Genomic DNA, 23832 nt, shown 5'->3' with positions numbered 1-23832 from the left:
CTTGTATGGTGAGGTAGATGATTTACATTCAACAAACTAGGGAAAATATAACAAATGCAATCAGGTGCAATTCGTCCAGTTCCAAACATGCTCGCGCGTAAACTTTTTACTTCTGATCATGAAGCATTTCGTGAAACTGTACGTAAATTCTATGAAAAAGAAGTTGTTCCCAATATTGAAAAATATGAAAAACAACAACATGTTGACCGCGACCTATGGAATAAGGCAGGCGAACTTGGCCTGTTATGTACCACCATGCCAGAGCAATATGGCGGTTCGGGTGTTGACCGACTCTACAGTATGATTCTGATCGAAGAACAAGCCTATGCAATGGATTCCAGCACTGGTTTTTCATTACATTCAGATATCGTTGCCAACTATATCAACAACTTTGGTAATGAAGAACAAAAGCAGCACTGGCTTCCAAAAATGGCAACAGGTGAAACGGTTACCGCGATTGCCATGACCGAACCAGGGACAGGTTCAGACCTTCAAGCTGTACGTACTACAGCGGTACTGGATGGCGATGAATATGTCATTAATGGCTCAAAAATCTTTATTACCAATGGCTACCTATGCGACATGGCCATTGTGGTCTGTAAAACTGGTAATAATGAAAAAGGATCAGCCAATCTTTCTTTAATTATTGTGGAAGCAGATCGTGCAGGCTTCAGTAAAGGAAAACCTTTAAATAAAATCGGGATGAAAGGTCAGGATACTTGCGAATTGTTCTTTGATAATGTTCGTGTTCCTAAAGAAAACCTGCTCGGTATGGAAGGCATGGGCTTTATGATGCTGATGAAAGAATTGGCATGGGAACGTATGTTGGTTGCTATTATTTGTCAGGCTGGTGCTGAAGCTGCTTTTGCGCATACCGTTCAATACACCAAAGACCGTAAAGCGTTTGGTAAACCAATTGGTACCTTCCAGAATACCCGCTTTAAACTGGCTGAGTTACGGACTGAAATTGATTTCTGCCGTACTTATTTAGATCGCTGTATGGAGTTACAACTCGAAGAAAGCTTAGGTGTTGATGCTGCCGCAGCTGCAAAATACAAAATTTCGGATATGTTCTCGAAAGTTGTCGACGAATGCTTACAATTGCATGGTGGTTATGGCTATATGCTCGAATATCCAATTGCACGTGCTTATATCGACAACCGTGCCAATCGTATTTATGCAGGTACCAATGAAATCATGAAAGAGTTGATTTCACGTACCCTCTAATAAATCTATAAAACCAAAGGGATCACGCTAGATGCATGATCCCTTTTTTCTTTATTTTGGTGCTAATTTCTCATTCGCCGTTTGAGCAGGTTGCGGATTCATCCGTTCCATTAACTGCTTCACCTTAGGATTTTCACTGTATTGTTGCATGGTCGTATTGAGTGCATTACGCGCATTTTGTGTGGTGAAATGTGCAACCTCACTGCCGACATCACTTGCCTTCTTCGCCCAGACTTTACCTTCAGCAGATTGATAAAAATTTAAAGCTGCTTGCAGTTCTTTTTGATTAAAGCTTTCAACATAACGCTGCACAATAAACTGCTTACGCTGTTCACTATTCAAGTTTTTACTTAAATCGGCATAGAAGCTTTCTGGTAAATCTTTCGGCAAACGCATCCGAATTTGCTCTAAAATCATTTTATCTGTGTTTTGTAAACCTTGCTCGGTACCATCAACAGATACCAGTTTTTGTGCAATCGCTTCCTTCTGTTTTGCATCATCTGCAAAAGCCAAACCACTTGATAATATCAGCCCCAAAATGATGAGTTTTTTCATCACACTATCCCTAATCTTAATTTTCTAATCTGCCCAATATACGTGATATTTTTAGAATTCAAAGCCTCTTTCAAATAAAAAAACCCTATGCACTGACATAGGGTTGTTCAATTATTGAGTATTTAAATTACGATACCAATTTTGGTTTACGATCTGCATGTTCATCACGTTTGTGGAACTGTAGAACACCATCATTAAATTTAGCATCTTTCAATTCTTTACGGTCTGCCAAATAGTTATTGGTAATTTTCCAAGGGGCTTGCTTGCCTTGTTTAGGCATCACATCTGCCGCACGAGCAATATAGCCAGAAGACATTTTGCCCATAATCGTGTCATGTTCAAGTTGCGATGGATCTGCATGCGCAATCACTTCATCAAAACCATTCTTGTCCATATGATTAAGCAAGCGGCAAATGTATTCAGCTGCAATATCAACTTTTAATGTCCAAGACGCGTTGATATAACCAATGATCATTGCCATATTAGGTACATCGCTAACCATCACACCTTGATATAACATGTGCTGCGATGTATTCATCGGTTTACCGTCAATTGAACCTTTTACACCACCCAGAATCTGAATTTCCAGACCTGTTGCAGAAATAACGATATCCGCTTCAAGATGTTTACCAGATTTTAGTTGAATACCATTCGCCGTGAATTTCTCAATTTGATCTGTTTCTACACTCGCTTGACCCTGACGTAATGCTTTAAACAAATCGCCATCTGGTACTACACATAAACGTTGATCCCAAGGGTTATAGCTTGGAGTAAAGTGCTTCATGTCAACTTTACCTTTCAACTGCAATTCAATCCCTTTCAGTAATAAGCGACGCACAGTTTTTGGATATTTTTGAGCTAAAGCATAAATACCACGTTGCATACCAATATTACGTGCACGCGTAAATTTATAAGCAGTTTCTTCAGACATAAATTTACGGGTTTTCTCGTAAATAAAGTCAATTGAAGGTACTGTTGCAATATAGGTTGGTGAACGCTGTAACATCGTCACATGGCCTGCCCCACCTTTCACCATTGAAGGAACCAAGGTAATCGCAGTTGCACCACTACCAATGATCACGACTTTCTTACCCGTGTAATCCAGATTCTCAGGCCAGTGTTGCGGATGAATGAACTGACCCTTAAAATCTTCCTGTTTCGGGAATTTCGGTGCATAACCTTGATCATAGTTATAGTAACCCGTACAACCCATCACGAAGTTTGCTGACCAGATTTGCTTTTTCTTGTTGCTGTCTTCTACTTCAACAGACCATTTTTTCTTTGTTGAATCATAGTTTGCAGAAAGCACACGATGACCAAAATGGATTTTTTCTTTCAATTGATTTTCGCTAATGACATCACTCAAATAGCTTTTGATTTCAGAGCCACTCGCAAGTACTTTTTCTTTTGCCCATGGTTTGAAGTTAAAACCAAAGGTCGACATATCCGAATCAGAACGAATACCAGGATAGCGGAATAAATCCCAAGTCCCGCCAAAACTGTCACGACGCTCTAAAATTTCAAATTTGCGTTGTGGGCAATGCTTAGAAAGATGTACAGCCAATCCGATTCCTGAGATCCCTGCACCAATAATTAATACGTCAACTTGCTTTTCCATTTTTTTTATACCCTGTATAAACCATGTCTTTATTAAAGCACAAATTTGACAATACACAATGTCAAGTTTAGTCATTCATCGGTTTTTTTATATCAGTTCGGGACATTTTGATAAAAAATCGCTGTCAAAAATGTTGAGATTTTTGCTTGGATTTCTTGGATAAGCAGGGTGAGTCGAGTAAGAGGATTGGGGAAATTTTAAAGTGATGACACATTGATTGTGTGCAATCTCAGCACAGCATTGTTGTTAGAAAAAATCCAAATAAGATAAGACAACTTATTAAAATCAGCCTAATACGTCTTTTTATAGAAGAATTTAAAATGAATGACTCTGAAAAATGGCTTTTGAGCAATTTCAAATAATACAGTCTTTAAAAGTTTGTAAATGAAGAACCTAGAGCAGAAAAAGCTTCATTAAAAGCTCATCTGTATATTCAGCATTATTTTTCAAAGCTTTTTGCTCCGCCCCATAGACCTGAAAGCCAAATTTTTCATAAAGCCTAATTGCTGACTGATTTCCATCAGCAACTGTCAGCAAAATTTGTTCGACATGCGCTTTAGCATAGGCAATAACAGTGCGAAGCAATGCACATGCAATACCTTGTCTTTGAAATTCAGGTTCAATAAATACACTAGATAAAATAGCCTTATGCGACAGCTTTATACCTTGCTCTCGTGTTAACGTCGCCAAACCTATAATTTTATCTTTATGATAAACCCCGAAGATTGTTGAACTTGATAAGCAACTTTGAAAAAAGCTTAACGGCTTTACGACTTCTGCATCATAAGTAGAACCAAACATTTCTGGGGCTTTTGCTAAAGCTGAAAGCCGAATCTCTCTGAAATCATTCAGCTCATCTACATCTAAAATTTTAATCTCAATATCTAACATATGTATCTGTTTAAATTTTTTATAGTATCTCGGCTTAATTTAGCATATTGGTCAAATACTCAAAGCAGTATTGAGAAGCAAATTATTATTGAGAATCTTCTCGTCTCAAAAATGATTAAAAATAAACAATAAAAAAGGCCGGTTATTACACCGGCCTTTTTTGGAACAACTGACTGTTCTACACGTAGAAGTATTATTTTACTTCACGGTCAACGAGTTCAACGTAAGCCATCGGTGCAGCATCACCTGCACGGAAGCCCGCTTTAAGAACACGAAGATAACCGCCGTTACGTTCTTTGTAACGAGGGCCAAGAACGGTAAATAATTTACCAACAGTTGCTGCAGAACGAGTACGAGCAAACGCTAAACGACGGTTTGCTACTGTATCGTTTTTTGCCAAAGTGATTAAAGGCTCAGCAACGCGGCGAAGTTCTTTCGCTTTAGGCAAAGTTGTTTTAATTAACTCGTGCTCAACTAAAGCATTTGTTAAGTTTTGGAACAACGCCTTACGGTGGCTGCTTGTACGGCCTAATTTCACACCACTATTACGATGACGCATGGTGATAGTCCTACTTAATTAACGGCTACGATAGGCAAAACGGTCATCCATACGGAGACTAGCTGGTGGCCAGTTCTCTAAACGCATGCCGAGTTGTAAACCTTTCGATGCCAAAACATCTTTGATCTCTGTTAACGATTTTTTACCTAAGTTAGGAGTTTTTAACAACTCAACTTCAGTACGTTGAACAAGATCACCAATGTAGTAAATATTTTCTGCCTTCAAACAGTTAGCAGAACGAACAGTTAGCTCGAGATCATCTACTGGACGAAGCAAAATTGGGTCAACTTCTTCGCGAGGTTCTTGAGCAACAGGAGTTTGATCTTTCTGAAGATCAACAAAAATTGCAATTTGTTGTTGCAAGATTGTTGCCGCTTTGCGGATTGCTTCTTCTGGATCAACAGTTCCGTTAGTCTCAAGATCGATCACTAACTTATCAAGATCGGTACGTTGTTCAACACGAGCATTTTCTACTGTGTATGAAACACGCTTGATCGGGCTATAAGAAGCATCTAACTGTAAACGACCTACTGGACGTGTTTCACCTTCAGGGAAACGTGAGTCAGATGTTTCATAACCACGACCTTGAGCAACTTTAAGGCGCATTTTTAATGAACCTGAAGAACTCAAAGTACCGATTAAATGATCAGGGTTAACCACTTCAACATTATGAGGTAAACGAAGGTCAGCTGCAGTTACGTCACCTGCCCCTTGTTTCTCTAATGTTAAATATGCTTCATTTTGATCGAACAGCTTAATAGACAATCCTTTTAGGTTCAGCAAGAGCTCGACGATGTCCTGCTGCAAGCCTTCTAAAGTACTGTACTCGTGCTCGACGCCTTCTATTTCCACTTCAACCACAGCTGCGCCAGGTAAAGAAGACAATAGAATGCGACGTAAAGCATTACCTAGAGTATGACCAAAGCCACGCTCTAAAGGTTCCAGAATCACTTTTGCCGAGGTCCCGCTCACCGCTTCGACCTTGATCGCTTGCGGAGTTAGAAACTCGTTTGCAGTACGCGTCATTTATTGCTACCTCAAGGATTATTTAGAATACAATTCTACAATCAAGCTTTCGTTGATTTCAGCAGGTAAATCAGAACGATCTGGCGCAGCTTTAAACGTACCTTCTAACTTAGAATGGTCAACTTCCATCCAAGCAGGGATACCACGTTGAGCAGCTAATTCAATTGCGCTTTTGATACGTAATTGTTGTTTAGCGCCTTCATGTACTGCAATTACATCACCAGCTTTAACTTGGATAGATGCAATGTTAACACGACGACCGTTCAAAGTGATGCTACGGTGAGATACTAACTGACGAGCTTCTGCACGTGTAGAACCAAAACCCATGCGATAAACAACGTTATCAAGACGGCTTTCAAGCAACTTCAACAAGTTTTCACCTGTTGCGCCTTTAACACGAGCAGCTTCTTTATAGTAGTTACTAAATTGACGCTCTAACACACCGTACATACGACGTACTTTTTGTTTTTCACGTAATTGTAGTGAGTACTCAGATTGTTTGCTACCACGAGCTCCGCCATGTTGGCCAGGAGCTTTAGCATGTTTTTTAGTCTTAACGTCAAATGGTTTAACGCCAGATTTTAATTGCAGGTCTGTCCCTTCGCGGCGAGAGAGTTTGCATTTTGGACCAATATAACGAGCCATGAATGTTTCTCCTTACACGCGACGTTTTTTAGGTGGACGGCAACCGTTGTGCGGAATTGGAGTCACATCGGTAATGCTGTTAATTTTATAACCCACTGCACCTAATGCACGAACCGCAGATTCACGACCAGGACCAGGACCTTTTACAAGGACGTCCAAGTTTTTCAAACCGTAATCTAAAGCAGCTTTACCAGCAACTTCAGCAGCTACCTGAGCAGCAAACGGTGTTGATTTACGTGATCCACGGAAGCCTTGTCCACCTGAGGTAGCCCAAGCCAATGCATTACCTTGACGATCGGTAATCGTAACAATGGTGTTATTAAAAGAAGCGTGAATGTGTGCGACACCTTCAGAGACGGTACGAGTGACCTTCTTGCGTGCGCGAGTATCTTTAGCCATCTTTTAGCTTCCAGAAATCTTATTTCTTAATCGGTTTGCGCGGACCTTTACGGGTACGTGCGTTAGTTTTGGTGCGTTGTCCGCGAACAGGCAAGCTGCGACGATGACGAAGACCGCGGTAGCAGCCTAAATCCATTAAACGTTTAATGTTCATGGAAATTTCGCGACGTAAATCACCTTCGGTCGGAACCTTAGCAACTTCTGCACGAATCGCATCAAGCTGAGCATCATCTAATTCACGAATTTTCGTAGTTTCAGTGATACCTACAGCAGCTAAGATATTCTTAGCAGTGTGGCGACCTACACCAAAAATATACGTGAGAGAGATAACAGCATGCTTGTTATCCGGAATGTTTACACCGGCAATACGAGCCATTCAATTTTCTCCAAAAAGGCAGTCAAGATAATCAACCGCCCCACAAAAATCTTGAGGGGCGGATAATAACCTAATTAGCCTACTGAAATCAACAGGTCTTAATTAAATTAACCTTGACGCTGCTTATGACGAGGTTCTGCGCTACAAATTACGCGAATTACCCCATTACGACGGATAACTTTACAGCTACCACAAATTTTCTTTACAGAAGCTTGTACTTTCATGATGAAACCTTCTAAGTGCGCTTATCCCTTAGGATGAGCAGTCGTTTTTCTCATTAACGTTTGATTATCATACTGATGCGAAGTAAGGTGCGCTTGGAGTTGCGCCATAAAGTCCATTACTACTACCACTACAATCAGTAACGATGTCCCACCCAAATGGAATGGAATACCGAACGAGCTTTGTAGCACCATAGGCATTAAACACACTACAGTGATGTAGATTGCACCAATGAAGGTCAAACGGTTAAGAATATGATCTAAATAACGAGCCGTTTGCTCACCTGGGCGGATACCAGGCACGTATGCCCCGCTACGTTTTAAATTCTCTGAAACCTCTTTAGGACTAAATACTAGCGCCGTATAGAAATAACAGAAGAAAATGATCAACGCGCCGAAGAGCATTAAATACAACGGCTGTCCAGGCGATAACACCAATGCCAGATCTTGTAGGCTACGTTTTACAATCCCTGCATTTGGATCAGCACTTCCTAACCATTGTCCCAAGCTCGCTGGAAATAATAACAATGAGCTTGCAAAAATCGCTGGAATTACACCTGCCATGTTAATTTTTAACGGCAAATGTGTTTGCTGTGCAGTAAATACACGACGACCTTGTTGTTTTTGTGCGTAGTTCACTGGAATACGACGTTGTGCTTTTTCAATAAACACGATCGCAGCTAATACGGCTAATGAGAGTAAGCCGAATACAACCAAACCAATTAAACTACCCTGACCATTCTGAACAGACGTAAACGACTGAATCACAAGATTTGGCAAACCTGCCACAATACCTGCGAAAATGATCATCGAGATACCATTACCAACACCACGTTCGGTAATTTGCTCGCCCAACCACATCAAGAACATTGTTCCTGCAACTAACGAAGTTACTGCTGGAACATAGAATGCCAAGCCTGACGTTAAGGTAATACCTTGACTAATCAAGCCAGCACACATCCCTACACCTTGCACGAGTGCAAGAAATAAGGTGCCATAACGCGTATATTGATTGATCTTACGTTTGCCTTGCTCGCCTTCTTTTTTCAAAGCTTCCAGCGAAGGAACTACCGTAGACATTAACTGCACGATAATCGATGCAGAAATGTACGGCATGATCCCTAACGCCAGAATCGACATGCGTTCTAATGCACCGCCAGAGAACATATTAAATAAACCTAAGAAGGTACCTTCATTAGCTTTAAAAAAATGTGCTAGCGCGACATTATCAATCCCCGGCAACGGAATATGCGCTCCTAGTCGAAAGACCAATAACGCGCCAATCAAGAACATTAATCGACGAATAATTTCACGGTATTTCACATGAAACGGTTGGCCTTTCATCATGTTGACATGACCTGAAGAACTAGGAGTCATAGACACTCGAGATTACTCCTCGACTTTACCGCCAGCAGCTTCAACAGCAGCTTTAGCGCCTTTAGTCAACACAACACCTTTAACAGTGAATGCGCGAGTGATTTCACCAGAAAGAACGATGCGAGCACGAATTTGGTCACGACGAACAACATTCGCAGCTTTTAAAGTTTCAAGGCTAACAACATCACCTTCAACTTTATTCAACTCAGACAAACGTACTTCAGCAGTTTTCAAAGCGATTTGGCTAGTGAAACCGAATTTAGGCAAACGACGATATAAAGCAGTTTGACCGCCTTCAAAGCCCGGACGAGTACCACCACTTTTACGTGAGTTTTGACCTTTGACACCACGGCCACCAGTCTTACCAACACCAGAACCGATACCACGGCCTAGACGACGGTTTTCACGTTTTGCACCTTCTGCAGGTGAAAGTTCATTTAAACGCAGAGTCATGGCTTATTCCTCTACACTAACCATATAGTAAACTTTGTTGATCATACCACGGTTAGAAGGCGTATCTTGCACTTCTACAGTATGACCAATACGACGCAGACCTAAACCTTGAAGGCAAAGTTTATGATTTTTTAAACGATGCGATGAAGATTTAGTCTGGGTAACTTTAATCGTTTTCATGATTGATTACCCTTGAATTTGTTCTACTGAAAGACCACGTTTCGCAGCGACTTTCTCAGGAGAAGTCATATCACGCAAACCTTTGAAAGTTGCGTTTACTACGTTAGCAGCATTTGTAGAACCATAACATTTAGCAAGTACGTTATGTACACCTGCAGCTTCAAGAACAGCACGCATAGCGCCACCAGCAATTACGCCAGTACCTTCTGAAGCAGGTTGCATGTATACACGGCTTGCGCCATGACGAGCATTCACAGGGTGTTGTAAAGTAGTACCCGCAAGGTCTACAGTGATCATGTTACGACGAGCAGCTTCAAGTGCTTTAGAAATAGCAGCTGGAACTTCACGTGCTTTACCACGACCAAAACCTACACGACCGTTACCGTCGCCCACAACAGTTAATGCTGTGAAAGAGAAGATACGACCACCTTTAACAACCTTGGCTACACGATCAACGGCAACCAGCTTTTCAACGAGACCTTCGTTTTGTTCAACTTTCGCCATGATTAGAACTCCAAGCCGCCTTCACGAGCAGCATCAGCCAAGGCTTTGATACGACCATGATATTTAAAACCAGAACGGTCAAATGCAACTTTAGTAACACCAGCTGCTTTAGCACGTTCTGCGATCAAAGCACCAACTTTCGTAGCTGCATCTACGTTACCAGTAGTACCACTACGCAAAGATGCATCTAAAGTTGAAGCTTGCGCTAAAACTTTGCCACCATCTGCTGAAATAACTTGCGCATAGATGTGACGCGGAGTGCGGTTTACACACAAACGAGTCGCACCCAATGCACGAATGTGCAAGCGTGTGCTTTTCGCACGACGCAAACGGGTTTGTTTCTTTTCGTTCATAAGAACCTCGCGCCTTATTTCTTCTTAGCTTCTTTACGAAGAATAACTTCATCCGAATAACGAACACCTTTACCTTTATATGGTTCAGGAGAACGGTATGCACGGATTTCCGCTGCCACTTGACCTAACAACTGCTTGTTTGCTGATTTCAAAATGATTTCAGTAGCAGTTGGAGTTTCCGCTGTTACACCTTCAGGTAAAGCGTAGTCAATTGGGTGTGAGTAACCAAGGTTAAGGTTTACAACAGTACCTTTAACCGCAGCTTTATAACCAACACCAACAAGCTGTAACTTACGTTCGAAGCCTTCGCTAACACCTTTTACAAGGTTGTTCAATACAGCGCGAGCAGTACCAGCTTGCATCCAAGCGTCTTTCGACTCTTTAGCCGGAGCAAGTTGAAGTTTACCTTCTTCCTGTTTTAGCTCGACCAGCGCATGCAGGTTGAAAGACAATGTACCTTTGCTGCCTTTCACTTCGACCTGCCGGCCGTTCTGAGTAACTGCTACACCATTAGGTACAGTTACTGGGGCTTTAGCCACACGAGACATGAGGAATCACCTATTAAGAAACAAAAGCAATAACTTCACCACCGATGCCCGCAGCACGTGCAGCGCGATCAGTCATGATGCCTTTGCTTGTAGAAACAATTGCAATACCCAAACCTTGCTTAACGCTAGGAATTTTATCTTTACCGCGGTATTGGCGAAGACCTGGACGGCTTACGCGCTTAACGGTTTCGATAACTGGTTTGCCTTCGAAATATTTTAAAGTAATTGTCAGAGTAGCTTTTGTCTCTTCTTGAGCAACTGCTACATCTGAAATATAACCTTCTTGTTGAAGAACGTTTGCAATCGCAACTTTCAACTTAGAAGAAGGCATAGAAACAGTTTGTTTCTTAGCCATTTGTGCGTTACGAACACGGGTTAACATGTCGGCAACGGTATCTTGCATACTCATTTAGTCGCTCCTTACCAGCTTGCCTTAACAACGCCCGGTACATCACCTTGCATTACTGTGTCACGTAATTTGTTACGGCTTAAACCGAACTTACGGAAGTAACCATGAGGACGACCAGTTAAACCACAACGGTTACGAAGACGTACTGGAGATGCGTTACGTGGCAATGCCTGTAACTTTAATGTCGCTTCGAAACGTTCTTCGTCACTCGCATTTACATTTGCAATCGTTGCTTTTAATTCAGCACGTTTTGCAGCGTATTTAGCAACTGTCTTTTCGCGTTTCAATTCGCGATTAATCATACCTTTCTTAGCCATATCGACCTCTTATTTGAACGGGAAGCCGAATGCACGCATAAGCGCACGGCCTTCGTCATCGCTACGAGCAGTGGTCGTAATAGTGATATCTAAACCACGGATACGATCAATTTTGTCAAAATCGATTTCAGGGAAAACGATTTGCTCTTTTAAACCCATAGAGTAGTTACCACGACCATCAAATGATTTCGCAGAGAAACCACGGAAGTCACGGATACGAGGGATTGCGATCGAGATCAAACGATCCAAGAATTCGTACATTTGGTCGCCGCGTAAAGTAACTTTACAACCGATCGGCCAACCGTCACGGATTTTGAAACCAGCGATTGATTTACGAGCAAGAGTCACAACTGGTTTTTGACCAGCAATGAGTTGCATATCAGCAACAGCGCCATCTAATAATTTCTTATCAGTTGCAGCTGCGCCTACACCCATGTTCAGGGTGATTTTCGTGATGCGAGGAATATCCATCACGTTCTTAACGCTAAGTTCTTCTTTTAACTTTGCTTTAAGTTCGTCGTTGTAACGTGCTTTAAGTCTGGCCATTGCCTTTTCAACCTATTACTTCGCTACCGCCACTGATTCACCATTTGATTTATAAACACGAGTTTTCGCGCCATCAATCACTTGGTAACCAATACGGTCAGCCTTTTGGGTTGTAGCATTAAAAATTGCCACGTTTGAGATATGAAGCGTAGCCTCTTGAGTAACGATACCGCCTTCAGCGCCAGTTACACGGTTTGGCTTTTGATGCTTCTTCACTAAGTTAAGGCCTTCGACCTTAACTCGATCTTCAGAAACAGACAAAACAACACCTTGTTTGCCTTTTTCTTTACCTGCGATCACGATTACTTGATCGCCTTTTTTAATCTTAGCCATGATTGCCTCTTATAGAACTTCAGGAGCCAATGAAATGATTTTCATGAACTGTTCAGTACGAAGTTCACGAGTCACTGGTCCGAAGATACGAGTAGCAATCGGAGCTTTGTTGTTGTTCAAAATAACAGCTGCGTTATCGTCGAAACGAATAACTGAACCGTCTGGACGACGGATGCCGAACTTTGTACGAACAACTACAGCATTCATCACGTCACCTTTTTTAACACGTGCGCGTGGGATTGCTTCTTTTACAGTAACTTTAATAATGTCGCCAACTGAAGCATAACGACGGTGTGAACCACCAAGTACTTTAATACATTGTACGCGGCGTGCACCACTGTTGTCTGCTACGTCGAGCATACTTTCGGTTTGAATCATTGCCCTACTCCAAAACCGAGCATCACCGGTCACAATTTCGAAAGGCTCAAAGAGTACTCGAAATTGTCCGATGATGCAACAAGAACGTCTAATTACTCAGCAGCAGCTTCAACTACTTCCACTAAAGTCCAAGCTTTAGTTTTAGAAATTGGGCGGCTTTCTTTGATGGTTACCAAGTCGCCTAATTTAGCAACATTGTTCTCATCATGAGCGTGTAATTTAGTTGAACGGCGGATTGATTTGCCATACAACGGGTGTTGAACGCGGCGTTCAATAAGCACAACAATAGACTTGTCCATTTTGTCGCTTACGACTTTGCCGGTTAACGTGCGGACTGTTTTTTCACTCATTGTCCGTTCCCCTGTTTTTCGGTAAGGAGTGTCTTAATACGAGCAATTGTCTTACGAGCAATTTGCACTTCATGCGATTTGCCTAGTTGACCAGTTGCTTTCGCCATACGAAGACGGAATTGGTTAAGCTGTTGCTCATCAAGCAAAGCTTTCAACTCTTCTACCGACTTTTCACGTAGATCTTTAGTTTTCATTACATCACCGTCCGAGTCACGATAGTGGTTTTAAACGGGAGTTTAGCAGCAGCTAAAGCAAAAGCTTCACGCGCTAACTCATCGCTAACACCTTCAATTTCGTACAGGATCTTACCTGGCTGGATCTGACAAACCCAGTATTCCACGCTACCTTTACCTTTACCCATACGAACTTCTAATGGTTTTTCGGTAATTGGTTTGTCTGGGAATACGCGGATGAAGATTTTACCACCACGTTTGATACGACGGCTAATGGTACGACGTGCAGCTTCAATCTGACGCGCAGTCATACGACCACGTTCAGTTGCTTTAATTGCAATCGAACCAAATGATACTGTACTACCACGATGCGCTAGACCAGTGTTACGGCCTTTGTGCACTTTACGGAATTTGGTACGTTTAGGTTGCAACATGGATTATTCTCCCTTGTCAGCAGCACGGTCACCGCGACGACCACGACGCTCTTGACCTTCACCACGACCACGACCGCGTTTAGCTGGACGCTCTTCAGCAGGAGCAGGGTTCATGACTTGTTTCATGCCACCTAAGATCTCACCACGGAAAATCCAAACTTTAACACCGATCGTACCGTATGTTGTTTCTGCGCGCATAGTTGCATAGTCGATGTCAGCACGAAGTGTATGCAAAGGTACACGACCTTCACGATACCACTCAGTACGAGCGATCTCTGCACCACCTAAACGGCCAGAAACTTCAACTTTGATACCTTTAGCGCCAGCACGCATAGTGTTTTGAACCGCACGCTTCATAGCACGACGGAACATAACACGCTTTTCTAATTGAGAAGCAATTGCTTCAGCAACTAAACGTGCGTCCAAGTCAGGGCGATCAATTTCATTGATGCTAACTTGAGCTGGAACACCCATAATATTGGTGAGTTCGCGCTGTAATTTTTCAATGTCTTCGCCTTTTTTACCGATAACGATACCAGGACGAGCAGTGCTAATAGTTACTTTAGCAGCGCCTGTAGGACGTTCGATAAGAATATTGCTGATCATCGCGTTTTTAAGTTTTTTGATTAAAAACTCACGAACTTGAAGATCTTTAAGCAAGTATTCAGCGTATTGCTTCGGATTCGCATACCAGTTAGCGTTATGGCGTTTCACAACACCTAGGCGGATACCGATTGGATGAACCTTCTGACCCATATCAAACCCCTACCTTAACGGTGATGTGACAAGTACGCTTAGTAATACGATCTGCACGGCCTTTAGCACGTGGCATGATACGTTTAAGGCTCATGCCTTCATCAACGTAAATCGTAGTTACTTTAAGGTCATCAACATCTAAGCTGTTGTTGTGTTCAGCATTCGCGATTGCAGATTCAAGTGCTTTTTTAACGAGCACAGCTGCTTTCTTGTTGCTGAAGTTTAAAATGTCTATCGCACGTGCAACCGACTTACCACGGATCAAATCAGCAACTAAACGTGCTTTTTGTGCCGAGATAGCGGCACCGCGTAATTTAGCAGTTACTTCCATCATAGCACCTATTAACGTTTAGACTTCTTATCAACACCGTGACCACGATAGGTACGAGTTGGCGCGAATTCACCCAATTTATGACCAACCATGTGTTCAGTAACAATTACTGGAACGTGGTTACGGCCATTGTGAACAGAAATTGTTAAACCAACAAAGTCTGGAAGGATCATTGAACGACGTGACCAAGTTTTGATCGGCTTACGGTTGTTAGCAGCTACAGCAGCTTCAACCTTAGCGAACAAATGTGCGTCGACGAATGGACCTTTTTTTAATGAACGAGGCATTATTCAGATTCCCTTACTTGACGCGACGGTCGCGAATAATCATCTTAGTCGTACGCTTGTTGGTACGTGTCTTGTACCCTTTAGCTTTTTGACCCCATGGGCTTACAGGTTGAATACCTTTACTACGCCCTTCACCACCACCGTGCGGGTGATCTACTGGGTTCATCGCCATACCACGAACGGTAGGACGAATACCACGCCAGCGCGCAGCACCAGCTTTACCCAATGAACGAAGGTTGCTTTCTTGGTTAGAAACTTCACCAATTACAGCACGACATTCAACATGGACTTTACGCATTTCACCAGAACGTAAACGAACGATAGCGTAAGAACCATCACGACCCAACAACTGAACTGAAGTACCAGCAGAACGTGCTAATTGAGCACCTTTACCGATTTTAAGTTCAAGATTGTGAAGTGTAGAACCGATTGGCATGTTACGAAGTGGTAAGCAGTTACCTGGACGAATTGGAGCATCGTTACCAGATTGAACTTTATCACCAGCACGTAAGCCTTTAGGTGCAATGATGTAGCGACGTTCACCATCAGCATATTTCAATAAAGCAATATGAGCTGTACGGTTAGGATCGTATTCGATGCGCTCTACAGTCGCTGGAATACCATCTTTGTTACGTTTAAAGTCAACAATACGGTAGTTTTGCTTATGACCACCACCCACGTGACGTGTAGTGATGTGACCATTGTTATTACGACCACCAGTACGTTTTTTAGCTTCTACCAACGGTGCATAAGGCGCGCCTTTGTGAAGGTGGTCATGAACCACTTTCTCTACAAAGCGACGTCCTGGAGACGTTGGCTTACATTTTTGAATTGGCATAATTCTCGTCCTTATTCCGCTGCGTTTTCAGCGGTATCGCCCAAGTCAGCCATTTCTACATCTTGGCCAGCTTTCAGGGTGACGTATGCTTTTTTCACATCAGAACGACGTCCTAATGTTTTACCAAAGCGTTTTGTTTTACCTTTAGTGATCGTTGTATTGATTTTTACAACTTCAACACCGAAGAGCTGCTCAACTGCTTTCTTGATTTCAAGTTTGTTTGCATTTAATGCAACTTTGAACACTTGAACACCAGCAGTATCACCTAAAACTTGTGCTTTTTCTGAGAATACTGGTCCTAATAGGACTTGATAGATACGTTCGTTGTTCATCCGAGTTCTACCTCAATTTTCTTAGCAGCAGCTACAGACATTACAACTTTATCAAATGCGATCAAGCTAACAGGATCAATAGCAGTAGCATCAACCACATCAACGTGTGGAAGGTTGCGAGCTGCGAGATACAAGTTCTCATCTACAGCATCTGTAATGATCAATGCGCGAGTTGCATTCAAGTCAGTAAGCTTTGCAAGCAATTCTTTAGTTTTTGGAGCTGCAACAGCAAACTCTTCAACTAATACAAGACGATCTTGGCGAACAAGTTCAGCTAAGATACATTGCATTGCACCGCGGTACATCTTACGGTTTACTTTTTGAGACCAATCTTGTGGGCGAGCAGCAAAAGTTTTACCACCACCAACCCAGATAGGGCTACGAATAGAACCCGCACGAGCGCGACCAGTACCTTTTTGACGGAATGGTTTTTTACCACCGCCAGAAACATCTGCACGTGATTTGTGAGCACGAGTACCTTGACGACCACCAGCTAAGTAAGCTGTAACAACTTGGTGTACAAGAGCTTCGTTAAATTCACGTCCGAAAGCAACTTCAGACAATTCAACAGCAGAGCCGGAAACAGTTTTTAAATTCACAGTATTTCCCCTCAGGCCTTGATGGTAGGACGTACAACAACGTCACCGCCAGTTGAACCAGGAATAGCACCCTTAACAACTAAAACAGAACGTTCAGCGTCAATAGATACGATTTCAAGACCTTGAACTGTTACGCGTTCGTCACCTAAGTGACCAGCCATTTTCTTGCCTTTGAACACGCGACCAGGAGTCTGGTTTTGACCTGTAGAACCTAATACACGGTGAGATACAGAGTTACCATGAGTAGCATCTTGCGTACGGAAATTCCAACGCTTAACACCACCTTGGAAACCTTTACCTTTTGATTGACCAGTTACGTCAACAATTTGACCAACTGTGAACAAATCAACACCGATAGAAGCACCAACTTCACGGCCTTCAAGCTCAGCTTCAGTAACACGGAACTCTTTAACTAAACGACCAGCAGCAACACCAGCTTTCGCGAAGTGACCTTTCTGAGCGTTAGTTACGCGCGATTCGCGACGTTCACCAGTAGTTACTTGAATTGCTTGATAACCATCAGTTTCAAGTGTTTTGATTTGCGTAATGCGGTTTGGATCGACTTCGATAACTGTAACAGGTACAGATACACCAGCATCCGTAAAGACGCGAGTCATACCACATTTGCGACCGACTAAACCAATAGCCATGTGCATAAACCTCTAATAAAGCGGCCTAATTAACTTAAAAGTTAATCAACCGAAAGCCTTAACCCAAAGCGATCTGAACATCAACACCAGCAGCAAGATCTAACTTCATCAATGCATCAACAGTTTTATCTGTTGGTTGAACGATATCGATCAAACGTTTATAAGTGCGGATTTCGTACTGATCACGAGCGTCTTTGTTGACGTGTGGTGAAGTAAGAACGTTGAAGCGTTCGATGCGAGTAGGCATCGGAATTGGACCACACACTTGTGCGCCAGTACGCTTAGCGGTTTCTACGATCTCTTGAGCAGATTGATCAATCAGACGATGATCAAAAGACTTCAAACGGATACGAATTCTCTGGTTAGACATACCAGTAAACTCCAAGCCAAATATATAAAGAATCACCCATGACGCACCTCACCTTTTGGTAAGTGTCAAGGGCAGTGAAAATCACTATGGTCGTGATCGATGCCACGACTGTAATGCGTTGACTACTTTCTTCGTAGTAAACGCCCTCCATTTGAGGGTCGCCCATTATAACGATTGTTTAAGTCTTATGCAATTCTTCTTTTCATTTTTTAAGCATTTTGTCAGCTCAAGCACTCACCACATAATCAATCGCCTGATTCAGCAAACGGTTTCCCTGCTCAAATTTACTTTTCAAGCTTCTTTTTAATTCAGCAATAGGCTGTACATACCTTCCATTAAAAACAGCCATCTCTTCCTCCCCCTCAATTAACAGCGCCAAGGCGTGTGGTGTCATCTCTGGATGAAACTGAAATCCCAATACATTACGTCCAATCTGATACATCTGATTTAAACACGCCTTATTTTCCGCTAGACGTATTGCGCCTTTGGGAATTTCAAACGTTTCGCTATGCCACTGTAAAATATTCAATTGTTCTGGTATCTGGAAACATTGCTCTGGAATGTGTGAAGCACGTCCTACATCCATCCAGCCAAGCTCCTGATCAGGATTACGACTGACTGCTGCACCCAAGGCATTCGCAATCAATTGTCCACCCAAACACAAGCCAATGGCAGGTTTTCCCGCAGCCAAATAACGTCTTAGCCACCTTTTTTCTAATTTTAACCAAGGATAATTCGCCTCATCATTCACGCTCATCGTTCCCCCCATAATAATCAAGAGGTCAACTTCATCTATGCGTGGCAGCGCTTCAAGCTCCAATGGCAAATCGACAGGTAATGCAAAAAATTCTGTTGCTGTAATTTTTGCGTGATGTGCTTTTAAAAAGTCATAGCAACTGCCAAAACCTTCGCCAGCGATGTGCTGAAAATAATGCACTCTTAAATGCGACTTCATGCGCGAAAACCTATTATCGTTAGAATGATGATTAGTCTTAGCAAAAATAAAGCCAGTTTTTATTGATGACCTGAATCTGTACCGATTCTGTACAAAAGCAGCAAAGCACTAGCAGCTTTCATCATTTTCTCTTAACCTGAGACGCATTCTATTGATTTAATTTTGCCCTATGACAACTCACAATAAAGCACAAACTGATCTCATTCATGCACCACGTAAAGCCCCTCAATACATAGAAACCATCCAACCTCCCCTATTTCGTGCATCTACGATTATTTTTAAAACAACAGCGCACCTTTTTGATCGCCACTGGACTGATGCCTATGACTATAGTTATGGCACACACGGCACCCCAACTACTTTTACATTAGGGGACAATATCGCAAGAATTGAAGGCGGAAATTATTGCCTGCTTGCACCCAGCGGCTTATCTGCAATTAATCTGGTGAACAGTACATTTCTAAGCACTGGTGATGAGGTGTGGGTCGCCGACAATATCTATGGCCCCAATCTTGAACATTTGAATAATCTGCAAGACCGTTACGGCATCAGCGTAAAAGTTTACAATCCAGTTGATGCAGCCAGCTTTCAACCCACAGAGAAAGCCAAATTAATCTGGCTCGAAGCAGCTGGCTCAGTCACCCTAGAATTTCCCGATCTCAAAAATCTGGTCAAGAAAGCCCAACAAGCCAATATACTCACTGCATTAGATAACACATGGGGTGCAGGACTTGCTTTTAATGCCTTCGATTTCTCTGATGAACATTTAGCGGTCGACATCACTGTACATGCTCTTACCAAATACCCAAGCGGCGGCGGCGATATTCTCATGGGTTCAGTTGTGACTCGTGATCAACAATTACATCACAAGCTCTATCGCATGCATGCCATTCAAGGGATCTCTGTATCAGGCGATGATACTGCTCAGATCCAACGTAGTCTGGCACACATGTCGCTTCGCTATGAACAGCAAGCACAAAGCGCCCGTGTGTTGCTGGAATGGCTCAAACAACAGCCTCAATTTAGTCAGGTTTTACATCCAAGCTCACCAGATTCAGCAGGTCACTCGTTCTGGTCAGACATTTGTACCACAGGCAAAAGCGCAGGCTTGGTCAGCGTCATTTTTAAAGCCACCTATGACTTGACGGCGGTTCGACAATTCTGTGATAACTTGAAATTGTTTAAACTTGGATTTAGCTGGGGTGGCCCAGTCAGCTTAGCCATGCTTTATGATTTAAAGCAGATGCGTTCGCTGGAAAATACACATTTACAACAAGGTTTATTGGTGCGCTTCTGTATAGGACTAGAACATCCAGAAGATTTAATCCAAGATATTCAAAACGCATTAAAACAGCTCGATTGAGATCAAAAAAACAGGTGAAGAATGAGTACACCAATCGTTATTGCTAAAAAAACCACAGATACAACACAAGATATTGTTTTGCATTCTAAATTTGCAAACCGACATGGTTTGATTGCTGGTGCAACAGGTACGGGGAAAACCGTTACTTTAAAAGTACTGGCAGAAAGCTTTTCCCGACTGGGTGTACCCGTCTTCCTCGCCGATGCCAAAGGCGATGTTTCTAGCCTTGCCAAAGCTGGTGAGAGCAATCCTAAATTTGATGAACGACTGAAAACCTTACAACTTGAACCCGTCCCATTTGCAGCTTCTCCTGTCATTTTCTGGGATTTATTTGCTCAGCAAGGCCACCCGATCCGCACCACGATTTCCGAAATCGGCCCCTTGCTGCTGGCGCAAATGCTTAATCTGAACGATACACAAGAAGGTGTCCTTTCGGCCGTGTTCCGTGTTGCTGATGATCAAGGCTTACTGCTGATCGATTTTAAAGATTTAAAAGCAATGCTGACCTACGTCAGTGAAAATGCTGCTGAACTAAAAGCTGAATATGGCAATCTCTCTCCTGCCAGTCTAGGCGCGATTCAACGTAATTTACTGGCCTTAGGCGATCAAGGTGGAGAACAGTTCTTTGGTGAACCAAGTCTAAATATCCTCGATTTCATTCAGACCGATACCAATGGACATGGCTATATCAACATCTTAGCTGCTGACAAGCTAATGAATACCCCGAAACTGTACGCCACTTTCTTACTCTGGATGATGTCGGAACTGTTCGAACAACTGCCAGAAGTCGGCGATATGGATAAACCAAAACTGGTGTTCTTCTTTGATGAAGCCCACCTGTTATTTGACAATGCCAGTCCAGCTTTACAACAAAAAATTGAACAAGTGGTTCGTCTGATCCGCTCTAAAGGTGTTGGGATTTACTTTATTACTCAAAACCCGCTGGATCTACCTGAAAGCGTTTTAGGACAACTCGGGAATCGCATACAACATGCTTTACGTGCTTTTACCCCTAAAGATCAGAAAGCTGTCAAAACTGCCGCAGATACTTTCCGCGCCAATCCAGAGTTTAAAGTTGATCAAGCCATTACCGAACTCGCAGTTGGTGAAGCATTAATTAGCTGTCTAGATGAACAAGGCACACCACAAATCGTAGAGCGTGGCTGGGTCATGCCGCCCTACTCATCATTTACACCGATTAGTCCCGAAGAACGCCAAGTGATCATTTCACAAAGCATTGTCGCTGGTGTTTACGATCAAGCGGTGGATCGGGATAGTGCCTATGAAATGCTGCAAAAGAAAGTATTGCAACAATCCCAGCAAAAAGAAGCCGATGATCTAGCACAACAACAAAGTAAAGAACAGGAAGCGCTCGCCAAGCAACAGGCCAAAGAGCAAGAACGTTTTGCCCGTGAACAGCAAAAAGCTGCTGAAAAAGCACAACGTGACCGTGAAAAACTGACACAGGATATCGTGGGAACATTTGCCAAAAGTGCCGCGCGTAGTCTAGGCGGTAGTACTGGACAGAAAATTGTGCGTGGTCTACTCGGCTCCCTCTTTGGTAAAAAATAAAACAATATTCGATTGAAAATTAAGGGATAATTTATTATCCCTTAATTTTTTTATGGCTTTTATTTAATTTAGCATTGCAAATCTATTTTTAAAGGTATATTTTAAATACATCTTATAAATGATAGCCAAGAGAGATCTCCTATGACTCCGCAGCAAATTGACCTTGTTAAAGCAACAGTTCCAGTTCTTCGTGAAAACGGCGTAGCGCTGACTGGATACTTTTATAACCGCATGTTGGGTAACAACCCAGATTTAAAAGAAACCTTTAACATGGGACATCAGCGCAGTGGTGCACAGGCACAGGCGCTTGCGGGGGCAGTTTTAGCTTATGCGGAGAACATTGAAGATCCTTCTGTGCTTTTACCTGTGGTTGAACTAATTGCGCATAAACATGTCAGCTTAAATATTCAGTCACCAGATTACGGCATCGTGGGTGAAAACCTGCTGCATTCCATTAGTGAAGTACTGAATATTTCAATGGAAGATCCATTAATTGGTGCATGGGCTGCGGCTTATGGTCAATTGGCTGATTTATTTATCAGTACTGAAAAAGCAATTTATGACCAACATCAACAAACCAAAGGCAGCTGGTTAGGCTGGCGTAATTTCAAAATCGCCAAGAAAGTCGTAGAAAGTGACGAAATCACCTCTTTCTACCTTGCGCCTGTTGATGGTGGTGAATTACCAAAATATGAAGCAGGCCAATATATTTCAGTTCGTGTGTTCGTACCTGAGCTTAATTTAAGACAACCCCGCCAATACACACTTTCAACTAGTCCACAGACAGATTACCTACGTATCTCAGTAAAACGTGAAGATGAAAAAGGCGAACTTGCTGGTGGTTGGGTATCAAGCACATTACATGGTTTAGCTGAAGGTTCAGAAATTGAAGTGTCTGCACCGACAGGAAACTTCTATTTAATCGACAGTAACAAACGCAATGTATTTATCAGTGGTGGTGTCGGCTTAACTCCAATGATCGCGATGCTGAATCAATTGGTAACTTTAGATATGCCACAGCCTGTCAGCTTTATTCATGCATGTCGTAGTAGCCAAGTCCATGCGATGAAGAAGCATATTCATGAACTGAAAAGCAAATATCCGCGCTTAAGTACATTCACTGCTTATGAATTTCCACATGCAGCAGATGTGCTCGGTGAAGATTATGATGTCGCTGGTCGTTTAGACCTCAGCACCTTAGATGCAGGGTTATTACCAGCCAATGCCGATTACTATTTATGTGGGCCGATGCCATTTATGGCAGAGCAACACAAGGCACTGGTAGCACGCGGCATCCCTGCTGAGAATATTCACAGCGAAGCCTTTGGTACAGGTGGCGTTAAGCTCAGCTAATTTACACCACATTTTGTATAAGGCTAGCCTGTGATAGACTAGCCTTTTCTATTTATTGCTCCAGATTGAGCGAAACCACATGCAACTTAATAAGTTTACAGATTATGCACTCAGAATCCTGATGTATGTCGCTCGCCCGAGTGATGTACCGTATACGATTGCAGATATCGCGCAGGACTTACATGTGTCACAAAATCATCTGGTGAAAGTGGTTCACTTCATGGGCAAACAGCAATGGATTGTGACCATTCGTGGCAAAGGAGGCGGTCTTCGCCTAAACCCTGAAGCCAAGAGCTTGAAGTTAGGTGAGATTGTCCGAACCTTGCAAGGTAGCCATCAAATTGTTGAGTGCAATACCCCACCCTGCGTATTACGCTCCCATTGCGGTCTGAAAGGTATTTTAGATCAGGCACTAGAAAGCTTTTATCAAAGTCTGAATCAATATACGCTCGGTGAAGTGGTTCAGCACGGTATTGTTCCTTCTCCGATCCATTCAGAGATTAACTTTTTAGAGTTGTCACAGAAAGCTTAATAAGCACTTCAACATCAAGATT

36 protein-coding genes and 1 pseudogene are annotated in these 23832 nt (G+C 42.6%); 5 read left to right on the top strand and 32 right to left on the bottom strand.

Annotated features, from left to right (window positions below; all coding sequences use genetic code 11):
- The first annotated feature begins 54 nt into the window (after positions 1–54).
- A complete protein-coding gene (locus PJ15_RS10605) occupies positions 55–1227 on the top strand; it encodes an acyl-CoA dehydrogenase family protein (RefSeq protein ID WP_004775867.1) in 1173 nt (390 codons plus the stop codon).
- Positions 1228–1278: 51 nt separating this feature from the next.
- Here PJ15_RS10605 and PJ15_RS10600 read toward each other — a convergent pair whose 3' ends face one another.
- The 32 genes and pseudogenes from PJ15_RS10600 to PJ15_RS10450 form a co-directional block, all read right to left on the bottom strand.
- The gene (locus PJ15_RS10600; RefSeq protein ID WP_047430524.1) at positions 1279–1782 is read right to left on the bottom strand and encodes a DUF2059 domain-containing protein; all 504 of its coding nucleotides are present in this window, start codon (positions 1780–1782) and stop codon (positions 1279–1281) included.
- Between the two features lie 127 nt (positions 1783–1909).
- Complete coding sequence (locus tag PJ15_RS10595) at positions 1910–3400, bottom strand: flavin-containing monooxygenase (protein WP_004775870.1); 1491 nt, start codon at positions 3398–3400, stop codon at positions 1910–1912.
- A gap of 393 nt (positions 3401–3793) precedes the next feature.
- Positions 3794–4291 carry a GNAT family N-acetyltransferase gene (locus PJ15_RS10590; protein WP_047430521.1) on the bottom strand — a complete coding sequence of 166 codons (498 nt, stop codon included), beginning with the start codon at positions 4289–4291 and terminating at the stop codon, positions 3794–3796.
- A gap of 193 nt (positions 4292–4484) precedes the next feature.
- Positions 4485–4850, bottom strand: a complete 366-nt coding sequence (rplQ, locus tag PJ15_RS10585) for a 50S ribosomal protein L17 (RefSeq protein ID WP_004641032.1) — start codon at positions 4848–4850, stop codon at positions 4485–4487.
- Positions 4851–4868: 18 nt separating this feature from the next.
- Positions 4869–5876: a DNA-directed RNA polymerase subunit alpha gene (locus tag PJ15_RS10580; protein ID WP_004660372.1), complete on the bottom strand. Its 1008-nt coding sequence runs from the start codon at positions 5874–5876 to the stop codon at positions 4869–4871.
- A gap of 18 nt (positions 5877–5894) precedes the next feature.
- A complete protein-coding gene (rpsD, locus tag PJ15_RS10575; RefSeq protein ID WP_004775874.1) occupies positions 5895–6521 on the bottom strand; it encodes a 30S ribosomal protein S4 in 627 nt (208 codons plus the stop codon).
- A gap of 12 nt (positions 6522–6533) precedes the next feature.
- On the bottom strand, positions 6534–6920 hold the full coding sequence (gene rpsK, locus PJ15_RS10570) for a 30S ribosomal protein S11 (protein ID WP_004281491.1): 387 nt from the start codon (positions 6918–6920) through the stop codon (positions 6534–6536).
- 19 nt (positions 6921–6939) lie between these two features.
- A complete protein-coding gene (rpsM, locus tag PJ15_RS10565) occupies positions 6940–7296 on the bottom strand; it encodes a 30S ribosomal protein S13 (protein WP_004657696.1) in 357 nt (118 codons plus the stop codon).
- A gap of 107 nt (positions 7297–7403) precedes the next feature.
- Entirely contained in the window at positions 7404–7520 is a 117-nt protein-coding gene (gene rpmJ / locus PJ15_RS18380) for a 50S ribosomal protein L36 (protein WP_000867907.1), read from the bottom strand.
- 21 nt (positions 7521–7541) lie between these two features.
- Positions 7542–8861, bottom strand: a complete 1320-nt coding sequence (gene secY / locus PJ15_RS10560; RefSeq protein WP_171067087.1) for a preprotein translocase subunit SecY — start codon at positions 8859–8861, stop codon at positions 7542–7544.
- Between the two features lie 45 nt (positions 8862–8906).
- The gene (gene rplO, locus PJ15_RS10555; protein WP_004775880.1) at positions 8907–9347 is read right to left on the bottom strand and encodes a 50S ribosomal protein L15; all 441 of its coding nucleotides are present in this window, start codon (positions 9345–9347) and stop codon (positions 8907–8909) included.
- A gap of 3 nt (positions 9348–9350) precedes the next feature.
- Positions 9351–9527, bottom strand: a complete 177-nt coding sequence (gene rpmD / locus PJ15_RS10550) for a 50S ribosomal protein L30 (RefSeq protein WP_000849088.1) — start codon at positions 9525–9527, stop codon at positions 9351–9353.
- A 6-nt stretch (positions 9528–9533) separates the two neighbouring features.
- Positions 9534–10031, bottom strand: a complete 498-nt coding sequence (rpsE, locus tag PJ15_RS10545; RefSeq protein WP_004657688.1) for a 30S ribosomal protein S5 — start codon at positions 10029–10031, stop codon at positions 9534–9536.
- Positions 10032–10033: 2 nt separating this feature from the next.
- Positions 10034–10384: a 50S ribosomal protein L18 gene (rplR, locus tag PJ15_RS10540; protein WP_004775881.1), complete on the bottom strand. Its 351-nt coding sequence runs from the start codon at positions 10382–10384 to the stop codon at positions 10034–10036.
- Positions 10385–10398: 14 nt separating this feature from the next.
- On the bottom strand, positions 10399–10932 hold the full coding sequence (rplF, locus tag PJ15_RS10535) for a 50S ribosomal protein L6 (protein WP_004775882.1): 534 nt from the start codon (positions 10930–10932) through the stop codon (positions 10399–10401).
- Positions 10933–10945: 13 nt separating this feature from the next.
- Positions 10946–11341, bottom strand: a complete 396-nt coding sequence (rpsH, locus tag PJ15_RS10530; protein WP_004775883.1) for a 30S ribosomal protein S8 — start codon at positions 11339–11341, stop codon at positions 10946–10948.
- 11 nt (positions 11342–11352) lie between these two features.
- Complete coding sequence (gene rpsN / locus PJ15_RS10525; protein ID WP_004641050.1) at positions 11353–11658, bottom strand: 30S ribosomal protein S14; 306 nt, start codon at positions 11656–11658, stop codon at positions 11353–11355.
- A gap of 9 nt (positions 11659–11667) precedes the next feature.
- Positions 11668–12204 (bottom strand): 50S ribosomal protein L5, encoded by a 537-nt coding sequence (gene rplE / locus PJ15_RS10520; protein WP_004775884.1) that lies wholly within the window; start codon positions 12202–12204, stop codon positions 11668–11670.
- 15 nt (positions 12205–12219) lie between these two features.
- Complete coding sequence (gene rplX, locus PJ15_RS10515) at positions 12220–12537, bottom strand: 50S ribosomal protein L24 (protein ID WP_004641054.1); 318 nt, start codon at positions 12535–12537, stop codon at positions 12220–12222.
- A gap of 9 nt (positions 12538–12546) precedes the next feature.
- Complete coding sequence (gene rplN, locus PJ15_RS10510; RefSeq protein WP_004657680.1) at positions 12547–12915, bottom strand: 50S ribosomal protein L14; 369 nt, start codon at positions 12913–12915, stop codon at positions 12547–12549.
- A gap of 92 nt (positions 12916–13007) precedes the next feature.
- Positions 13008–13265 (bottom strand): 30S ribosomal protein S17, encoded by a 258-nt coding sequence (gene rpsQ / locus PJ15_RS10505; RefSeq protein WP_004657679.1) that lies wholly within the window; start codon positions 13263–13265, stop codon positions 13008–13010.
- Entirely contained in the window at positions 13262–13459 is a 198-nt protein-coding gene (rpmC, locus tag PJ15_RS10500; RefSeq protein ID WP_000849927.1) for a 50S ribosomal protein L29, read from the bottom strand. The genes rpsQ and rpmC overlap by 4 nt, the downstream gene beginning before the upstream one ends.
- On the bottom strand, positions 13459–13872 hold the full coding sequence (gene rplP, locus PJ15_RS10495) for a 50S ribosomal protein L16 (RefSeq protein ID WP_004657678.1): 414 nt from the start codon (positions 13870–13872) through the stop codon (positions 13459–13461). Before rplP ends, rpmC begins: the two co-directional genes overlap by 1 nt.
- Positions 13812–14628: pseudogene (gene rpsC, locus PJ15_RS10490) on the bottom strand (30S ribosomal protein S3). The gene rplP and the pseudogene rpsC overlap by 61 nt, the downstream one beginning before the upstream one ends.
- 1 nt (position 14629) lies before the next feature.
- A complete protein-coding gene (gene rplV, locus PJ15_RS10485; RefSeq protein WP_004657676.1) occupies positions 14630–14959 on the bottom strand; it encodes a 50S ribosomal protein L22 in 330 nt (109 codons plus the stop codon).
- A gap of 11 nt (positions 14960–14970) precedes the next feature.
- Positions 14971–15246, bottom strand: coding sequence for a 30S ribosomal protein S19 (gene rpsS, locus PJ15_RS10480; RefSeq protein ID WP_004775885.1), 276 nt, complete (start codon positions 15244–15246; stop codon positions 14971–14973).
- Between the two features lie 13 nt (positions 15247–15259).
- Positions 15260–16084, bottom strand: coding sequence for a 50S ribosomal protein L2 (gene rplB, locus PJ15_RS10475; RefSeq protein ID WP_004660349.1), 825 nt, complete (start codon positions 16082–16084; stop codon positions 15260–15262).
- 11 nt (positions 16085–16095) lie between these two features.
- Positions 16096–16416 (bottom strand): 50S ribosomal protein L23, encoded by a 321-nt coding sequence (gene rplW, locus PJ15_RS10470; protein WP_004641070.1) that lies wholly within the window; start codon positions 16414–16416, stop codon positions 16096–16098.
- Positions 16413–17015 (bottom strand): 50S ribosomal protein L4, encoded by a 603-nt coding sequence (rplD, locus tag PJ15_RS10465; RefSeq protein WP_004641072.1) that lies wholly within the window; start codon positions 17013–17015, stop codon positions 16413–16415. Before rplD ends, rplW begins: the two co-directional genes overlap by 4 nt.
- 11 nt (positions 17016–17026) lie before the next feature.
- Entirely contained in the window at positions 17027–17665 is a 639-nt protein-coding gene (gene rplC / locus PJ15_RS10460) for a 50S ribosomal protein L3 (RefSeq protein WP_004775888.1), read from the bottom strand.
- 58 nt (positions 17666–17723) lie between these two features.
- Positions 17724–18035: a 30S ribosomal protein S10 gene (gene rpsJ, locus PJ15_RS10455; protein ID WP_000070912.1), complete on the bottom strand. Its 312-nt coding sequence runs from the start codon at positions 18033–18035 to the stop codon at positions 17724–17726.
- A 226-nt stretch (positions 18036–18261) separates the two neighbouring features.
- Positions 18262–18990, bottom strand: coding sequence for a type 1 glutamine amidotransferase (locus tag PJ15_RS10450; protein ID WP_047430509.1), 729 nt, complete (start codon positions 18988–18990; stop codon positions 18262–18264).
- Between the two features lie 169 nt (positions 18991–19159).
- Between PJ15_RS10450 and PJ15_RS10445 the strand changes: the two genes are divergently transcribed.
- The 4 genes from PJ15_RS10445 to PJ15_RS10430 all read left to right on the top strand — a co-directional run bounded on the left by PJ15_RS10445 (position 19160) and on the right by PJ15_RS10430 (position 23810).
- On the top strand, positions 19160–20353 hold the full coding sequence (locus PJ15_RS10445; protein WP_047430506.1) for a PLP-dependent transferase: 1194 nt from the start codon (positions 19160–19162) through the stop codon (positions 20351–20353).
- A 21-nt stretch (positions 20354–20374) separates the two neighbouring features.
- Complete coding sequence (locus tag PJ15_RS10440) at positions 20375–21925, top strand: helicase HerA-like domain-containing protein (protein ID WP_047430504.1); 1551 nt, start codon at positions 20375–20377, stop codon at positions 21923–21925.
- A 141-nt stretch (positions 21926–22066) separates the two neighbouring features.
- Positions 22067–23278, top strand: coding sequence for an NO-inducible flavohemoprotein (gene hmpA, locus PJ15_RS10435; RefSeq protein WP_047430500.1), 1212 nt, complete (start codon positions 22067–22069; stop codon positions 23276–23278).
- A gap of 79 nt (positions 23279–23357) precedes the next feature.
- Complete coding sequence (locus tag PJ15_RS10430) at positions 23358–23810, top strand: RrF2 family transcriptional regulator (protein ID WP_005259826.1); 453 nt, start codon at positions 23358–23360, stop codon at positions 23808–23810.
- Positions 23811–23832: the final 22 nt, after the last annotated feature.

The sequence above is a fragment of the Acinetobacter sp. neg1 genome (assembly GCF_000788125.1).
GTDB classification, from domain to species: domain Bacteria; phylum Pseudomonadota; class Gammaproteobacteria; order Pseudomonadales; family Moraxellaceae; genus Acinetobacter; species Acinetobacter vivianii.
The sequence above is the reverse complement of the archived record's forward strand: the minus strand, read 5'-3'. Positions and strand labels throughout refer to the sequence as shown.

Bases quoted from the DNA above. Each gene is read 5' to 3' on its own strand.
- rpsN (WP_004641050.1), bottom strand. From the start codon at position 11,658: ATGGCTAAGAAAGGTATGATTAATCGCGAATTGAAACGCGAAAAGACA.
- rplV (WP_004657676.1), bottom strand. From the start codon at position 14,959: ATGGAAGTAACTGCTAAATTACGCGGTGCCGCTATCTCGGCACAAAAA.
- rpmC (WP_000849927.1), bottom strand. From the start codon at position 13,459: ATGAAAACTAAAGATCTACGTGAAAAGTCGGTAGAAGAGTTGAAAGCT.
- rpsM (WP_004657696.1), bottom strand. From the start codon at position 7,296: ATGGCTCGTATTGCCGGTGTAAACATTCCGGATAACAAGCATGCTGTT.
- rpsE (WP_004657688.1), bottom strand. From the start codon at position 10,031: ATGGCGAAAGTTGAACAAAACGAAGGTCTCGTTGAAAAGCTGGTTGCC.
- rplP (WP_004657678.1), bottom strand. From the start codon at position 13,872: ATGTTGCAACCTAAACGTACCAAATTCCGTAAAGTGCACAAAGGCCGT.
- rplN (WP_004657680.1), bottom strand. From the start codon at position 12,915: ATGATTCAAACCGAAAGTATGCTCGACGTAGCAGACAACAGTGGTGCA.
- rpsQ (WP_004657679.1), bottom strand. From the start codon at position 13,265: ATGAGTGAAAAAACAGTCCGCACGTTAACCGGCAAAGTCGTAAGCGAC.
- rplX (WP_004641054.1), bottom strand. From the start codon at position 12,537: ATGGCTAAGATTAAAAAAGGCGATCAAGTAATCGTGATCGCAGGTAAA.
- PJ15_RS10445 (WP_047430506.1), top strand. From the start codon at position 19,160: ATGACAACTCACAATAAAGCACAAACTGATCTCATTCATGCACCACGT.
- hmpA (WP_047430500.1), top strand. From the start codon at position 22,067: ATGACTCCGCAGCAAATTGACCTTGTTAAAGCAACAGTTCCAGTTCTT.
- rplE (WP_004775884.1), bottom strand. From the start codon at position 12,204: ATGGCCAGACTTAAAGCACGTTACAACGACGAACTTAAAGCAAAGTTA.
- rpsK (WP_004281491.1), bottom strand. From the start codon at position 6,920: ATGGCTAAAGATACTCGCGCACGCAAGAAGGTCACTCGTACCGTCTCT.
- PJ15_RS10605 (WP_004775867.1), top strand. From the start codon at position 55: ATGCAATCAGGTGCAATTCGTCCAGTTCCAAACATGCTCGCGCGTAAA.
- rpsH (WP_004775883.1), bottom strand. From the start codon at position 11,341: ATGAGTATGCAAGATACCGTTGCCGACATGTTAACCCGTGTTCGTAAC.
- rpmD (WP_000849088.1), bottom strand. From the start codon at position 9,527: ATGAAAACGATTAAAGTTACCCAGACTAAATCTTCATCGCATCGTTTA.
- rplQ (WP_004641032.1), bottom strand. From the start codon at position 4,850: ATGCGTCATCGTAATAGTGGTGTGAAATTAGGCCGTACAAGCAGCCAC.
- rplB (WP_004660349.1), bottom strand. From the start codon at position 16,084: ATGCCAATTCAAAAATGTAAGCCAACGTCTCCAGGACGTCGCTTTGTA.
- secY (WP_171067087.1), bottom strand. From the start codon at position 8,861: ATGAAAGGCCAACCGTTTCATGTGAAATACCGTGAAATTATTCGTCGA.
- PJ15_RS10450 (WP_047430509.1), bottom strand. From the start codon at position 18,990: ATGAAGTCGCATTTAAGAGTGCATTATTTTCAGCACATCGCTGGCGAA.
- rpsD (WP_004775874.1), bottom strand. From the start codon at position 6,521: ATGGCTCGTTATATTGGTCCAAAATGCAAACTCTCTCGCCGCGAAGGG.
- PJ15_RS10590 (WP_047430521.1), bottom strand. From the start codon at position 4,291: ATGTTAGATATTGAGATTAAAATTTTAGATGTAGATGAGCTGAATGAT.
- PJ15_RS10600 (WP_047430524.1), bottom strand. From the start codon at position 1,782: ATGAAAAAACTCATCATTTTGGGGCTGATATTATCAAGTGGTTTGGCT.
- PJ15_RS10595 (WP_004775870.1), bottom strand. From the start codon at position 3,400: ATGGAAAAGCAAGTTGACGTATTAATTATTGGTGCAGGGATCTCAGGA.
- rplW (WP_004641070.1), bottom strand. From the start codon at position 16,416: ATGAACAACGAACGTATCTATCAAGTCCTATTAGGACCAGTATTCTCA.
- rpsS (WP_004775885.1), bottom strand. From the start codon at position 15,246: ATGCCTCGTTCATTAAAAAAAGGTCCATTCGTCGACGCACATTTGTTC.
- rpmJ (WP_000867907.1), bottom strand. From the start codon at position 7,520: ATGAAAGTACAAGCTTCTGTAAAGAAAATTTGTGGTAGCTGTAAAGTT.
- rplR (WP_004775881.1), bottom strand. From the start codon at position 10,384: ATGAACGAAAAGAAACAAACCCGTTTGCGTCGTGCGAAAAGCACACGC.
- PJ15_RS10440 (WP_047430504.1), top strand. From the start codon at position 20,375: ATGAGTACACCAATCGTTATTGCTAAAAAAACCACAGATACAACACAA.
- rplF (WP_004775882.1), bottom strand. From the start codon at position 10,932: ATGTCTCGTGTGGCTAAAGCCCCAGTAACTGTACCTAATGGTGTAGCA.
- rpsJ (WP_000070912.1), bottom strand. From the start codon at position 18,035: ATGTCTAACCAGAGAATTCGTATCCGTTTGAAGTCTTTTGATCATCGT.
- PJ15_RS10430 (WP_005259826.1), top strand. From the start codon at position 23,358: ATGCAACTTAATAAGTTTACAGATTATGCACTCAGAATCCTGATGTAT.
- PJ15_RS10580 (WP_004660372.1), bottom strand. From the start codon at position 5,876: ATGACGCGTACTGCAAACGAGTTTCTAACTCCGCAAGCGATCAAGGTC.
- rplO (WP_004775880.1), bottom strand. From the start codon at position 9,347: ATGACTCTGCGTTTAAATGAACTTTCACCTGCAGAAGGTGCAAAACGT.
- rplC (WP_004775888.1), bottom strand. From the start codon at position 17,665: ATGGCTATTGGTTTAGTCGGTCGCAAATGTGGTATGACTCGCGTCTTT.